The 14,126-nt window shown below is 56.9% G+C and carries 14 protein-coding genes and 2 tRNA genes; 6 read left to right on the top strand and 10 right to left on the bottom strand.

Annotation, left to right across the window (positions count from 1 at the left end; genetic code table 11):
* Together RSE16_11680 and RSE16_11685 are read right to left on the bottom strand one after the other, a co-directional pair.
* Entirely contained in the window at positions 1-330 is a 330-nt protein-coding gene (locus RSE16_11680; GenBank protein ID WRH75362.1) for a phosphoribosyl-ATP diphosphatase, read from the bottom strand.
* Positions 330-851, bottom strand: a complete 522-nt coding sequence (locus tag RSE16_11685; protein WRH75363.1) for a MarR family transcriptional regulator — start codon at positions 849-851, stop codon at positions 330-332. The genes RSE16_11680 and RSE16_11685 overlap by 1 nt, the downstream gene beginning before the upstream one ends.
* An 89-nt stretch (positions 852-940) precedes the next feature.
* Between RSE16_11685 and RSE16_11690 the strand changes: the two genes are divergently transcribed.
* The 5 genes from RSE16_11690 to RSE16_11710 all read left to right on the top strand — a co-directional run bounded on the left by RSE16_11690 (position 941) and on the right by RSE16_11710 (position 6,673).
* Positions 941-2,035 (top strand): branched-chain amino acid aminotransferase, encoded by a 1,095-nt coding sequence (locus RSE16_11690; GenBank protein ID WRH75364.1) that lies wholly within the window; start codon positions 941-943, stop codon positions 2,033-2,035.
* A gap of 74 nt (positions 2,036-2,109) precedes the next feature.
* Positions 2,110-2,184, top strand: a tRNA-Gln gene (locus tag RSE16_11695).
* Positions 2,185-2,379: 195 nt separating this feature from the next.
* Positions 2,380-3,072, top strand: a complete 693-nt coding sequence (locus tag RSE16_11700) for a response regulator transcription factor (protein ID WRH75365.1) — start codon at positions 2,380-2,382, stop codon at positions 3,070-3,072.
* 43 nt (positions 3,073-3,115) lie between these two features.
* A complete protein-coding gene (locus tag RSE16_11705; protein WRH75366.1) occupies positions 3,116-4,372 on the top strand; it encodes a FecR domain-containing protein in 1,257 nt (418 codons plus the stop codon).
* 30 nt (positions 4,373-4,402) lie between these two features.
* Entirely contained in the window at positions 4,403-6,673 is a 2,271-nt protein-coding gene (locus RSE16_11710) for a CHASE2 domain-containing protein (protein WRH75367.1), read from the top strand.
* On the opposite strand, the gene RSE16_11715 is transcribed toward RSE16_11710, so the two are convergent.
* The 3 genes from RSE16_11715 to RSE16_11725 are packed head-to-tail and all read right to left on the bottom strand — an operon-like array spanning position 6,651 to position 8,749.
* Positions 6,651-7,154: a hypothetical protein gene (locus tag RSE16_11715; GenBank protein ID WRH75368.1), complete on the bottom strand. Its 504-nt coding sequence runs from the start codon at positions 7,152-7,154 to the stop codon at positions 6,651-6,653. The genes RSE16_11710 and RSE16_11715 overlap by 23 nt on opposite strands.
* 48 nt (positions 7,155-7,202) lie before the next feature.
* Positions 7,203-7,376 carry a hypothetical protein gene (locus RSE16_11720; GenBank protein ID WRH75369.1) on the bottom strand — a complete coding sequence of 58 codons (174 nt, stop codon included), beginning with the start codon at positions 7,374-7,376 and terminating at the stop codon, positions 7,203-7,205.
* Positions 7,376-8,749 carry a 3-deoxy-7-phosphoheptulonate synthase class II gene (locus RSE16_11725; protein ID WRH75370.1) on the bottom strand — a complete coding sequence of 458 codons (1,374 nt, stop codon included), beginning with the start codon at positions 8,747-8,749 and terminating at the stop codon, positions 7,376-7,378. Before RSE16_11725 ends, RSE16_11720 begins: the two co-directional genes overlap by 1 nt.
* A 258-nt stretch (positions 8,750-9,007) precedes the next feature.
* Between RSE16_11725 and RSE16_11730 the strand changes: the two genes are divergently transcribed.
* Complete coding sequence (locus RSE16_11730) at positions 9,008-10,207, top strand: cell wall hydrolase (protein ID WRH75371.1); 1,200 nt, start codon at positions 9,008-9,010, stop codon at positions 10,205-10,207.
* Between the two features lie 26 nt (positions 10,208-10,233).
* Here RSE16_11730 and RSE16_11735 read toward each other — a convergent pair whose 3' ends face one another.
* From RSE16_11735 to RSE16_11755, 5 genes are all read right to left on the bottom strand, one after another.
* On the bottom strand, positions 10,234-11,610 hold the full coding sequence (locus tag RSE16_11735) for an ATP-binding protein (GenBank protein ID WRH75372.1): 1,377 nt from the start codon (positions 11,608-11,610) through the stop codon (positions 10,234-10,236).
* On the bottom strand, positions 11,607-12,326 hold the full coding sequence (locus RSE16_11740) for a response regulator (GenBank protein WRH75373.1): 720 nt from the start codon (positions 12,324-12,326) through the stop codon (positions 11,607-11,609). Before RSE16_11740 ends, RSE16_11735 begins: the two co-directional genes overlap by 4 nt.
* A 74-nt stretch (positions 12,327-12,400) precedes the next feature.
* The gene (locus RSE16_11745) at positions 12,401-12,961 is read right to left on the bottom strand and encodes an EF-hand domain-containing protein (protein WRH75374.1); all 561 of its coding nucleotides are present in this window, start codon (positions 12,959-12,961) and stop codon (positions 12,401-12,403) included.
* A 134-nt stretch (positions 12,962-13,095) separates the two neighbouring features.
* Positions 13,096-13,169 (bottom strand) — tRNA-Gly (locus RSE16_11750).
* A gap of 109 nt (positions 13,170-13,278) precedes the next feature.
* Positions 13,279-14,124 carry a cytochrome c1 gene (locus tag RSE16_11755; protein WRH75375.1) on the bottom strand — a complete coding sequence of 282 codons (846 nt, stop codon included), beginning with the start codon at positions 14,122-14,124 and terminating at the stop codon, positions 13,279-13,281.
* Between the last annotated feature and the right edge of the window lie 2 nt (positions 14,125-14,126).

Below are 14,126 nucleotides of genomic sequence, written 5' to 3' on the forward strand. Positions count from 1 at the left end.
TCACTCCTTGTTGGCGACATCTCGGCTGGCCTTTTCCGCTATCCCGGAAACGCCTTCGCGACGTTCAAGTTCGTTCAAAACATCATCTAGGCTGAGATCGGACTCGGCCAGGAGGATCGCCAGATGGAACAAAAGATCGGCAGCCTCGCTGGTGAGCTTTTCAGGCGTTTCGCAAAGCGCGGCGATGATCGTTTCGGTCGCTTCTTCGCCAACCTTTTCGGCAATTTTTTTCCGGCCCTTGGCAAATAGCGAGGCGACATAGCTCTGGGAGGCATCGCCATCACGGCGCGCGCGGATCGTTGCTTCCAACTTTGCGATACGCGCGTCCATCACCGACCCCTTCCCTGCAACTGCATCACCATGCCGCGCTCCTCTTCAGGGACTAGCCCTTCCAGCACGCGCCAGAAGCCTGTCACAGCCTCCTGACCGGCAGTGGCATAAGCACTCGACATGCCGGCGCGCAATGCTTCGAAAAGTTGCACCTCAAGTGCGCTTCCTGCCTCGGTCAGTCGCAACAGCTTCTGTCGCCGGTCGGTTTCGCCGGCGCGCGTTTCAACCATTCCCTTTGCGGCCAGTTCATTCAGCACACGGCCTAGCGACTGCTTTGTGATTGCCAATATGCGCAAAAGTGCACTTACCGGCAGATCAGGCTGGCGCGCGATGAAATAGAGCGCGCGATGATGGGCACGGCCAAAACCATGGTCCACCAGAAGTTCATCGACCGATCGGGTCAGCCGGGTATAGCCAAAGTATAGCAGTTCAACCCCGCGCCGCACTTCATCCTCGCGCAGGAAAAGCGGCGATGCCGGAGGTGAGAGCATTTCGGTGCCAAAGGAAGATGGGACAGCCATGTTGACGTATCTTGACGCACGCCGAAACTGAGTGCAAGCATTTCCTGACAAGAGCAATTTACGTAATTTTATTTCACAATGGATTTCTGATGGAACAGTCTCTGCCGGCCCTCATTCGCCTGGATCATCCTGCGCCTGCTTCCGACGAGGCGCGCAATGGCCTTATTGCGGACCCGGGTTTTGGGCGCGTGTTCACAGACCATATGGTGACTATACGCTATAGTGACGATCTGGGCTGGCATAGCGCAACGCTAGGCCCGCGCGGACCGCTAAGTCTCGATCCGGCAACGGCAGTGCTGCATTATGCTCAGGAAATTTTTGAAGGGTTGAAGGCCTATCGGTTGACAGACGGATCGATGGCGTTGTTCCGTCCCGATGCAAATGCGCGGCGCTTCAACCAGTCGGCACGCCGGCTCGCCATGCCCGAATTGCCCGAGCAGTTGTTCATAGATTCGATCAAAGCCCTGATCGACGCGGACAAGGCTTGGTTCCCGCCCGTCGAAGGGGGATCAATTTATATCCGTCCCTTCATGATCGCCAGCGAAGTGTTTCTGGGCGTCAAGCCATCATCCGAATATCTGTTCATGGTAATCTGCTCTGCTGCGGGTAATTATTTCAAAAGCGGCGCTCCCGCGATCAAGATCTGGATTTCGGAAAACTATACACGCGCCGCCCCCGGCGGAACCGGTGCGGCCAAATGCGGCGGCAATTATGCGGCCAGCCTGATCGCCCAACAAGAGGCAACCGGCCAAGGCTGCGATCAGGTTGTATTTCTGGATGCGGCCGAACATCGCTGGGTCGAGGAACTGGGCGGCATGAACCTGTTTTTTGTGTTTGATGATGGCAGCATGCTGACACCACCTGCCGATGGCACAATCCTGCAGGGGATCACGCGGGATTCGCTGATTCAGCTCGCCCGAGCCGAAGGCCTGACCGTACGCGAAGAAAATTATGCGATCGATCAATGGCGCGAAGACGCAAAAAGCGGTCGGCTTGTTGAAACTTTCGCCTGCGGGACTGCGGCCGTTGTGACCCCTGTAGGCAGTGTCCACGGCCGTGATGGCAGCTTCACGATCGGCAGCGGCGGACCTGGCCAGTTGACCGAGAAATTGCGAGCACGGCTGGTCGATATACAGCGCGGCACCGCGCCCGATCCCTATGGTTGGGTCGACCGGATAAATTGAGCAATCGGCCGGTTGCCAAGCAGTTTTAGGACGTTATAAGGCCGCTCGCTCGCCCGATAACGTGGCGCAGCTGCTGGGGTGTCGCCAAGTGGTAAGGCACCGGTTTTTGGTACCGGCATTCGCAGGTTCGAATCCTGCCACCCCAGCCAAACTTTGCGCACCTTTTGCACTTTTTGCGGCGCACATGCGAAAATCCCCGCGACCTTCTATGTAAAAGATGGTAACGAATGCGCAGCCTCTATAGCGTAATTAATTTTTTACCATTAGTTGAGGCCTGCTGAGTGCGCAGTAGAAATTGAGACCAGACAATTTTTACTGTGTGAATGTTAAGTGGGGTAACATGCATGCGAGTAGCAATTGCCGACGATGAAGTCGATGTCGTACAGTTTTTGAAATCCATCATTGAAGGTATGGGTCATCATTCGATGACTTTTGCAGATGGAGCCGCATTGTCGCAAGCTTTGGTGCGCGAGACCTTTGATCTAGTGATCATGGATTGGTCGATGCCCAAAAAGGATGGGCTGGCTACGCTCGTGTGGATGCAATCCGCACTGCAGGAACGCCCCCCTGTCATCATGCTGACAAACCGCACAGCAAAGCGCGACATCAGTGACGCGCTGAATGCAGGCGCGGACGACTATATCACCAAACCCGAAGATCCAACGGTCATTGCCGCCCGCATCAACGCGGTTTTGCGGCGCAACGCCAATAGCGGTTCTTTTGACACCAAGGCGGTTTACGGACGCTACGAATTTGACCGTATCGGCCAGACGGTGACAATTGATGGCACCATCATCACGCTGACGGCCAAGGAATTTGAATTGGCGGACATGTTTTTCCGCAATCGCGACCGAACGCTCTCACGCAACTACATCATGGAAGCGATCTGGCGCACCACAGCGGCGCTTGCCACGCGCACCCTGGACATGCACATTTCGCGCGTCAGGAGCAAACTGGACCTCAAGCCTGAAAATGGGTTCCGGATTTTTACCGTTTTCGGTTACGGATACCGACTGGAGACAACGGATAGGGGCTAATTCGTTGCGCAATTGGGCGTTCATCCTTGCCTTGGCGTTGTCCATGACCGGACTTCCATCTGCCGCCCACGCAGAGGATGATATACGCTATACGGTAGTCAAGGGTGACACGCTGATTGGTTTCGGCAAGAAATACTTAGTTCAGGCCGACCAATATCGTGTGATCCAGCGTTCAAACCGCCTCGCCGATCCGCACAAAATTCCCGTTGGTACCATCATCCGGGTGCCGCGCAGGTTGCTCAAATTCCAGCCGTCTACTGCAACGCTGACATCGGTTCGCGGGCAGGTTCTGGCGGGTCCCAAAGATGCCGAGCGTGCCGTCGTGTCGGGAGTAGAATTGGGCGAAGGGCAGCGACTACGGACGAGTGCGGGATCCTTTGCCACCATGGCACTTGAAGATGGATCGCGCATTTCACTCCCCTCTAACAGCGATCTGCGTATTTTAAGACTGCGTCGTTATGTGCTGGGTGCTACGCTCGATTATGACTTTCAGGTTGATCGCGGTTCTGCTCGTTCCAAGGTAGTGCCCCATAAGGGACCGAATGACAGCTATCGGATGCGCACCCCCAAGGCGGTGTCCGCCGTGCGCGGAACCGATTTCGATGCACGCTTTGACGATGTCGCCAACCGCGATTTCGCCGAAGTCGTCGATGGCGCTCTTGCGGTAAATGTTGCAGGCCGTGCCGCCGCGCCACTTCCGGCAGGGAACGGCCTTGCCGTTAATGCCGATGGCAGATCGATCCGGGAAGCGCTTTTGCCGCGTCTGGAAATCACCAACGCCGGTCGGCCGCAGACCGCTGATGTGGTCCGCTTCACTTTGCCGTCAGTTCCCCCCGGCGGCACGCGTGTCACGATTGCGACCGATGCGGGCTTCCAAGACATTGTCGTAGACACCGCGACGCTCTCCCAAAACGCCGAAATTGGGATGATCGAAGATGGTAATTATTTCGCACGCTTTCGCGCAATCTCTGCCGCAGGGCTGGAGGGCATGCCATCCATCTACGCCTTCAAACGCCGGCAGAATTCGGTAAGCGGCTCTTCATCATCGAGTGCCGACGGATGGCAGTTCAAATGGTCGGGTGCAGGCAAAGGCGTTATCCGTTATCATTTCCAACTTTACCGAGGCACTATCGAAGGCCCAGCCTTTGTTGATGAGGCAGGGTTGACGGAAAAGCAGATCAGCCTGTCCGATTTGCCGCTAGGGGACTATTTCTGGCGCGTAGGATCGATGCAATATATCGATAGCGAGGCCAATATGAACTGGACGGATTTTGAGAAATTCACCGTCAGCAGCAGTTAAGGCTGCGAGGGTGATTTTTGGCCGCGCCAGATGAAGCTACGCCGCCGCCTTCTAATTGAATGGCTGATCATCATCATCTTCGGCACCTTGGCCTGCCTGTTGATGCTGCAATGGCGCGCGACCTCTGCCTTCGACAACATGTTTTACGATCAACTGAGCGCAGCATCGCGTCCAGCCCCCGATCACGACATATTGATCATCAACATAAACGAACAAAGCCTGGCAGAGCTTGGCAAATGGCCTTGGCCACGGACAAACCATGCTGACCTGATCGAAAAGCTGAACGTGGATCGGCCGCGCTCAATTCTCCTCGATATATTGGTCAGCGAAGCGAGCAATGTCAGGGATGATCGCGCACTGGCAGCTGCAATGCGCAAATCGACGCCGGTTTACCTGCCTGTGAATTTCGCGACGCCGGGCAGCGATGGGAGGGCATTTGACGTCGAACTGCCAATCCCACTCCTGGCCGAAGCAGCAGCGGGCATTGGACATGTCAACATCCTCTACGACACAGACGGCATCGTTCGTAAGGTTAACATCTGTTTCCAACCAGAGGCGGGACGGCTGCAATGGCGGCACCTTGCCGAACTGATTTATCGTAACGGCGGCGGCGCATCACCTGCTTACAGGGCCCTGCAAAGCTGCAACCAGCCGCTGCTATTACCCTATGCCCGTCGCGACAGCTTTACCGAGATCAGCTATAGCGATGCACTAAATGGCGACATTCCGGCTGAGCTTGTTCGGGATAAAGACATATTAATCGGCGTTTCAGCGGCAGGAATGGGCGATATCTATGCTGCGCCCTTTGGCGATGGTAGTGCGATTTCTGGTATCGAGATCATGGCCAATATGGTGTCGACATTGCGCACAAACAGCTTCATCCGGCCCCTAGAAGGTGTTGGGCTTAAACTGCTTTCACTATTGCCAATGTGGATATTGATGCTCGGATTCCTCCGCTGGCGTCCACGCACGGCACTGGTCGCTTCAATCATTGCCGTTCTACTAGTGTTGACGGCCAGCGCAGCTGGGCTGGCAGGCCGAATCTGGTTCGCGCCCGGCGTAGCATTGGCGGGCGTATTCCTTGTCTATCCGCTCTGGGGGTGGCGCCGACTACAGGCAATGAGCGCCTTTATGGAGCATGAACTGAGCGAATTGCAGCGCGAGGGCGACATACTACCGGTTGGGCGTGGCAAGGAGCGGGCAAGCGATCTTGTCGGCCGCCAGAGTGCCGCACTGGCATCCGCGATTGATCACCTTCGGAACCTTCGCCGCTTTGTTTCAGACTCGCTCGAACACCTTCCAGACCCCATGTTCGTGACATCGACCGATGGCCGTGTGACAATCGCCAGTCACAAGATCGAAGATTATCTAGCGACCCGATTAGAGGACACGCCTCTCCCCGAGTTGCTCAATCGTCTTGTCGTGCCATCGCAGCGGGCCATGGTGGACGAATTTCTAGAAAGCCGGAGCGGAAGCGACGAAGAACGACCAAGCTATGTCCGTTTCGCGGCACCTGATGGCACGCAATTTGTCATGCGTCAGGCAGAGATACTGGACGATGACCATATCCTGCTGGGGCATATCCATTATCTCACCGACATCAGTGAACTTGCAAAGGCAGAGGCAGATCGGGAAGAAGCGCTGCAACTGCTCTCGCACGATATGCGCGCGCCGCAATCAGCGATTATCGCGATGCTCCCTGCCCTGCCAGATGCCCAAACCCGCAGCCGTATCGAGCGCCATGCCCGGCGAACCATTCAGCTTGCCCAGGATTTTGTGGACATTGCCCGCATGGGCGAAACCCATTTTGATGGCGTCGACATACTATTCGGGGATCTGGTGAAGGACGTTGCCGACAGCCTTTGGCCTTTGGCACAGGAACGGCAAGTCCGCATCCGTGTCGAGGATGATACAGACGGCGGTTTCATCTTCGGCGAACCTGATGGCCTATCGCGAGCGGTGAGCAATCTGTTTGACAATGCAATCAAATACAGCCCCGAAGGCGGCACCGTCGTTGCCACAATCACACGCGATCAGGGGCGAGCAAAAATGCTGCGTCTATGCATCGCCGACGAAGGCGGCGGTATCGACGCAGATTTGCTACCGCGACTATTCTCTCGCTTTGTATCCAAGGCGAAGGATGGGGGACGGATCAAAAGCATTGGCCTGGGCCTGACTTTCGTTGCCGCTGTAGCGCAACGACACCAGGGCAAGGCGCAAGCGGAAAATGGGAAAAAAGGTGCCCGCTTTTGTTTGATTCTGCCCGAAGCGGACGACTTTAGTCCCGACCTTTCCGCGTAAGTAAATGGCTGCCCTGTGGTGCCCGCAAATCTGAGAGCGCCGCGTCAACCAGATGCGGAAGACTCTCTTCGATACTGGCCTTGCAATGATATTCCGACGCCTCGCCCCGATAGCTTTCGGTGCCATCGGCAATACGCGTCATCACGATTGAAAGCCGGAATTCGCGATCCTCGCAGTTTTGGAGCGGCTTGCGCCGCTTTGCTGCAGCGATAACCCGCGCTGCCTGCTGGGTTCCTGCGCGGAGGGCGATTGCGGCAGGCCGTTCCGATAGCGTCACGACCAATTGGTGGCTTGCGGCCTCTGGCGATATACCGATGCGCTTTTGAAGGCCCGCTATGGCAAGCTCTCGCGCCTTGGCATGCAACGGCGCTGCGGTGGAGGCCGTATCGGCAATGCTGATGCTAGCGTTGATACCCTGCCCTGAAGACAATATCCGTGTCTCTACTGGCCCGGAGCAGCCAGACAGGCCCAGCATGGTCAAGAAAAATAGAGCACGCTTCCCCATAGCCAGCGTTTTAGCAAATATAGCTTACCGCGTCAGCAAGAAATAAAGGACGTAAATCCAACTAAAAAATCCATGGATGATGGCCCAGAGCACTGACTTATGGGCAGTATAGCTGATGACGATGGCCAGCGCGCTGCCAAAACCGACACCGGATTTGACGACATCGCGCTGGATTATGCGGATACTACCGCCTGCCATTAGGCAGCCTGCTTCGCCCGTTCGGCGAGTTCCTGATTGAGCATTTCAGCCAAAAGGAAAGCAAGCTCAAGGGATTGCGCTGCATTGAGGCGAGGATCGCAATGGGTGTGATAGCGGTCAGCCAAGGCCTCATCGGTGATCGCAATTGCGCCGCCGGTGCATTCGGTTACATTCTGGCCGGTCATTTCCGCATGGATACCTCCGGCAAAACTGCCCTCTGCCCGGTGCACAGCAAAAAAGCCGCGTACTTCAGCGAGGATGCGTTCGAACGGACGGGTCTTGTAACCGCTGGCTGATTTGATGACGTTGCCATGCATCGGGTCGCACGACCAGATGACCGGATGGCCTTCCCGCTGCACCGCGCGCACCAGCTTCGGTAAGCCCGCCTCTATCTTATCGTGGCCATAACGGGTGATCAGCGTCATCCGCCCGGGCACGCGACCGGGATTGAGCGTATCAAGCATCCGCAGCAACGCGTCGGGTTCAAGGCTGGGGCCGCATTTCATGCCGATCGGATTACCGATACCGCGCAGGAATTCGACATGCGCCGATCCCTCAAAGCGCGTGCGATCGCCGATCCACAGCATATGCGCCGAAGTGTCATACCATTGTCCGGTCAGCGAATCCTGTCGGGTCAGCGCCTGCTCATAAGGCAGCAATAGTGCCTCATGGCTGGTGTAGAAGCTGGTACCTTTGATCTGCGGGACGGTCTCGGGCGTAATGCCGCAGGCCTGCATGAATGCGAGCGACTCTCCAATACGGTCGGCAACATCCTTGAATTTCTTGGCCCAGGGCGAACGGCCCATAAAATCATGCGTCCACGCATGAACCTGGTGCAGGTTGGCATAGCCGCCTTGGCTGAACGCGCGTAGCAAGTTCAGCGTTGCGGCTGCCTGGCTGTACGCCTTGACCATACGTTCGGGGTCCGGCTCGCGCGATACCTGCTCAAATGCGATGTCGTTGATAATATCACCGCGATAGCTGGGCAATTCAACGCCATCTATCACTTCAGTGTCGGCCGAACGCGGCTTGGCAAACTGGCCCGCCATCCGGCCAAGTTTGACCACGGGCAGTTTGCTGGCAAAAGTCAGGACGACTGCCATTTGCAGAATAACGCGAAATGTATCGCGAATATTATTGGGATGAAACTCGGCAAAGCTTTCGGCGCAGTCCCCACCCTGAAGCAGAAATGCCTTGCCTGCCGCGACGTCAGCCAGTTCGGCCGTCAGATTGCGCGCTTCACCGGCAAAAACCAGTGGCGGAAAATTACGAAGCGTTGCTTCTGTTGCGGCCAATGCCTGCTGGTCGCGATAGGTGGGCATCTGCTTGCCGTCATGGTTGCGCCAGCTGTCGGGCGTCCAATTCGCCGCCATGTGTCTTACTCCAAGAATTTGCGAGAGCGCTTCTAGTCAGCTTGTTGGACAAGGTGCAAGCAAAACCGCCTTGTGCGACACGTAGCATCGATTGTTACTGCGCTGCACAATTTTTACAGATCCCTCGTGGAAAATCGGTATTAATCCTTGATTTTGCCTGCGTCCCGTAATGACACAGCGCAAAAATAGCGCAACAGTCGACCTGTTTTTTCCGGTAAAAGCGAATCGCAATTCAGCATTTCCAAGCAGCCAGGGCCGATGTTTCACCATCCTGTCGATACCGACAACAAGCCGAAAAGGCGGCCTGCGCCCAGCAAGAACCGGCGGCGGCTTTTCGGCACACGTGAATTCGTGCTGCTCGCTTTGGCATTCCTGTTGCTCGCCTTATTACCCAGTTCGGCCCAGTGGGCGTGGAGCATTCCGAGCAAAAAGGTCGATAGCGATATGTTGGCGGGCGCGGCGGAAAGCGCAGACCAGAATTTTTCCGGATCGGCTTTCTTCTTCCTCGACCCTGACAGCGATGCAGTGCCGGCCCCCAATCTCGCGGGGACTGAAGCGGCCGCAGACGATGTGCCATTTGCAGCAACCGGGTCCACTGATCTAACCGGCGCCATGGGCGCTGTCGCGCAGCCCTTTTTTCTTAGGTCCGGAACCGCCGACTATTCGCGCGCGCTGCAATGTCTGACTGACGCGATCTATTATGAGGCCGCAAATGAACCGGATGCAGGCCAGCGGGCTGTCGCACAGGTCATCATCAACCGGATGCGCCACCCGACCTATCCCAATAGCATCTGCGGCGTGATCTATCAGGGTTCGGAGCGGGCGACGGGATGCCAGTTCAGCTATAGCTGTGATGGTTCGATGGCACGTGTGCCTGCCCGCCCGGCATGGCTGCGCGCACAACGTGTAGCGGCTCAGGCACTGGCCGGTTCGGTCTATGCGCCGATCGGCATGGCGACGCATTACCATGCGACCTATGTCTATCCCTATTGGGCGCCAAGTCTGGATTTCATCGACACGATAGGCGCGCACCGCTTTTATCGCTGGAAAGGCAGTGCAGGCCGCCCCTCGGCATTCTTCCGCAATCATGCGGGCCGTGAGCCTTTCCCCGGTCCCAAGCCGCGGGTATGGAATGCGAAGACGGTGCCGAACCTCGATCCGATCGAGTTGCAGAAACAATATGAGCGTGAATTTGCTGCCGCCCGCCTGAAGGCCGAGGCTGAGGCCATGGCAGTCGCCTTGCCGAGCACGAGTGGCAATGTCCGCAATGCCTATGCCGATATAACCCCCTACCGCGCGACTAACGCTCCCAGCTTTGCCGCGCCTGATTATTCACGCGAGGCGCGGGCCAAAGGCGGCGATACCGCTTTTGGCGGAGGCAACCTTCCAGGCAGCGCCAATGTGAAAAGCGAGTATCAGCAAAGCGGCAGTTGGAAGAAAATACCCAGCGGCATCTGATCAAACTCGCAGCTGGCTTGCAAAGGTCATTGCCGCAATGTGAGGACTGATCGCAAGCCACCTTCGCGGTTTTCAAGGACAACATCCCCGCCATGGGCACGTGCAATCGCCCGTGCAATGGTGAGGCCAAGTCCACTGCCCCCGGTCGCGCGGTTACGCGACACCTCACCCCGGGCAAATGGCTCGAACAGGCTCGTCAGCTGATCGTCCCTCAAGCCCGGCCCTTCATCATCGATCTGGATCGTGGCAAACTGTCCATCACAACGCATCTCGACCAAAGCGCGTGATCCATACTGCAACGCATTGTCCAGCAGGTTGCGCAACGCCCTGCGCAGCAACACCTGACGGACAGTTACCCGGCACTTTTCCCCGACCTCGACCAACTGTACCCGGTCACCCGCATTTAGTTCATCAGCGACTGTCGCCGTCAACGCACCGAGATCGGTCAGTACCGGCACTTCGACCGAACGGCCTAGGCGCGCCAGCACCAATATGTCGTCCAGGATATGGACCATTTCATCGACGGTCATCGCCATCTTGGTCCGCTCATCTTCGTCGTCCACCGATTCGATGCGGACGCGCAGCGAAGCCAGCGGCGTCTTCAAATCATGGCCAATAGCGCCAAGCATCACATCCTTTTCTGTCAGCATTGCATTTACCCGCTCTTCAGCAAGGTTATAGCTGTCGATGAGTTTGCGCACATCGTCTGGTCCGCGCGGCTCAACGGGTGGGGCACCGCTACCCAATCCGTCATCCGAAAGCCGTGCGTTCAATGCACGGAGCGGTTTCGACATCTGGCGAATGACGAACAACAAAGGAATAAGGACGCCGAGATAGATGAGCAGCGTTTCCATGAGGATCCAGGCAAATGGCCGGAGTTGCGGAGGGCGCACCCGAAAGAAGGTGGCCTGGACAAAACGGCCATCCTTGAGATGAAGCGTCAATAACAATACTTGACCGGACGCCTGACGTTCACGATGCCAGCGCCGTTCCAACTGATCGCGAGGTCGATCAATCAACTGCAATATGGGAGGCAAACTGCCGGCAGGGCCAATCGACAACCGGACCGATTTCACCTGAGGGTATATTGATTGCAAGGGCGCGGCCACCCGCTCGGCGAGTTCGTTGGTGCTGCGGAAGCCGACAGGCTGAATGGGTTGCGAGGAAATGGCCAGCATTACGCCGCGCTTGCGCCAGTGGCTCTGGTCCCCTGCCATTTCGGCACGTTCAAGCTGGCTCGCCATTGTGGCCGCCAGATGCGAAGCTGACTCGACCAATGCACGCGCCTGAAACGCCTGATACCTCAAGACGGTGTTGATCCCCTGCACCAGCATGACGCCAAGCGCGGTGACCAGCATGATCCGGCCCATTAAGGTTCGCGGAAAGAAACGGAATCGGCTCATCCGCGCCGGACTTCAGTCGAGAAGCGATAGCCACCGCCCCAAATTGTCTTGATATATGTGGGGTCTTTCGGGTCTGGTTCAATCTTACGGCGCAAACGGCTGATCTGGTTATCTATTGCGCGGTCAAACGGCCCCGCCGTCCGGCCTCGGGTAAGATCGAGCAACTGATCGCGGTTCAGCACCTGCCCTGCCCTTTCGATCATCGCCTCGAGCAGCCGGAACTCGCCCGATGACAGCGGGACTAGTGCCCCATGGGGATCAAACAGCAACTGCTCGGCAATCCGTAATTGCCAATTATCAAAATGCCAGATCGCAGCCCTTTGGCCTTCAGATGCCTTCGCAGGCGAATTCCGGCGCAGAGCGACCTTAATCCGGGCAACCAGCTCACGTGGAGAAAATGGTTTGACGACATAATCATCCGCCCCGATTTCTAGGCCGACGATACGATCGGCTTCTTCCGATCGTGCCGTTACAAGGATAATCGGAGGGCCACCATGCTCCGCGACATATCTTGTCAGACTCAGACCGTCTTCACCCGGCATCATTATGTCGAGTAGTACGACATCAATATCATAGCCCTTCAGAGCTGCGCGCGCCGCTTCGGCATCGCCAGCCTCGGTCACCCGGAACCCCTGCTTTTCCAGATAGCGGCCCAACGGATCGCGGATCGAGACTTCGTCATCGACCAGAAGTAGGTGCGGGCGGGGCTTGTTCATCGGCTATGCTTATCTGGCCGTTGGCGCGAGGGAAAGCCGGCAGCATGAAATCACGATGCCGCCGGCCTACATCCCTAGTCTTTTGACGGACCGCGATGTTGTCCGCGCATCGCCCTGCCCACGGCTTCGCGTTCCGCGCGGGAGATCTGACCATCGCCATTACTGTCCATCTTGACGAAATGGGCATTGGCGCCCGCGATCATTTCAGCACGGGTGATCACGCCGTCACCGTCGCTGTCTGCTGCACGAAGCATTCCACCGTCATGATGCGCGCGCCTGCCGTTATGGCCGCCGCGTTCATAGCGGCGTTCGCCACCCATAGCGTGCATACCGTCCCGGCCAGCATGCGCAGCGGCAAATTCGGTTTCGCTCAGGCTACCGTTTTTGTCCGTATCTATGCTAGCAAAACGGCTTTTCAGCCGCGTATCCCGATCCGCGGCATCAATGCGACCGTCCCGGTTTGCATCCATCTGGTCAAAACGTGCGCTGGACTTTGCCATCATCTCGGCTTTGCTGATAGAGCTGTTACCCTTGTTGTCGCCATCAGCCTGCGTCGGCGTCGCCGCAGCAGCTGCCAGGGCAAAGGACACCGCCATTGCCGTACCGATACCCAGTTTTACAAACATACCCTTCATTTTGCATATCCCTTAAAATCGCCCCCGATGCCAGCAATTGCCGACAGTGCTGCATATAGGCGCCAAAGGTCGCAAAACTATGCGAGAGGCGAGCCTCTTCGTCACAAATTGTATCAGGGGGTAAGGTGAGATTTTGGAGCGGGTAAGGGGAATCGAACCCCTCTAGCTAGCTTGGAAGGCTAGAGCATTACCACTATGCTATACCCGCTCAACTGATGGTCGGCGCTATAGCCATTGCCGATAGTAGCGGTCAACAATGAAAAGGCCCGCTGCGATCTCTCGCAACGGGCCTTTTATGTTATCCATTCAGCCGAAGCTCAATGCTTCTTCTTCTCTGCCCAGATCGTGCGATAGGACAAATAGGCCAGCCCCGTGAAAATCAGCAGGAAGAGCAAGGCTGCCCAACCGGCCTGCTTGCGGGCTTCCAGCTTGGGTTCTGCTGCCCAGGTCAGGAACGCCGAAACGTCCTTTGCCATCTGCGGAACTGTCGAAGGCGTACCATCGTCGAAGGTCACCTGACCTTCACCGGTCAAAGGCGGAGCCATCGCAATGTTGAGACTGTGAAAATAGGGGTTGTGGTGCAAACCTGTGCCCGGCTTGGCTTCGGGGAACTGCTTAAGCAATTCGGGCGAAGGCTGCTGGTAACCGGTCAGCAACGAGTAGATGTAAGGCGCCCCACCTTCACGTGCCTTCACCATGAGCGAAAGATCAGGCGGATAGGCGTTGTTGTTTGCCGCGCGGCCGGCCACTTCGTTGGCGAAGGGGTAAGGCAGCTTGTCAGACGGCAAGGCCTTACGCGTAGCAGGCTCACCCGTTTCCGGATTGATGCTCGGAACTTCCAGCGGCCAGCCCTTGGCGATCGCCTTGATTTCGTCCTCGCTGTAGCCAAGCGCTGCAAAGTCGCGGAACGCAACCTGCTTCAGACCGTGGCATGCGGCGCAAACTTCCTGGAAAACCTTGAGACCGCGCTGCAACTGCGCCTTGTCAAACTCTCCGAATGGGCCGTCATGTGCGAAGGACACCGGCTTGGGGTGTTTGTGGAACAGTTTCTCTACCGTCGGCTTGGCCGGATCGGTGATCATCTCATAGGTTGTGAAACCAGCCGAAACGATGAGCCAACCTGAAAAGAACAGACCGACAAGAAAGGCGATAATGCGAACCATGA

The sequence above is a fragment of the Sphingobium sp. genome (assembly GCA_035196065.1).
Classification (GTDB): domain Bacteria; phylum Pseudomonadota; class Alphaproteobacteria; order Sphingomonadales; family Sphingomonadaceae; genus Sphingorhabdus_B; species Sphingorhabdus_B rara.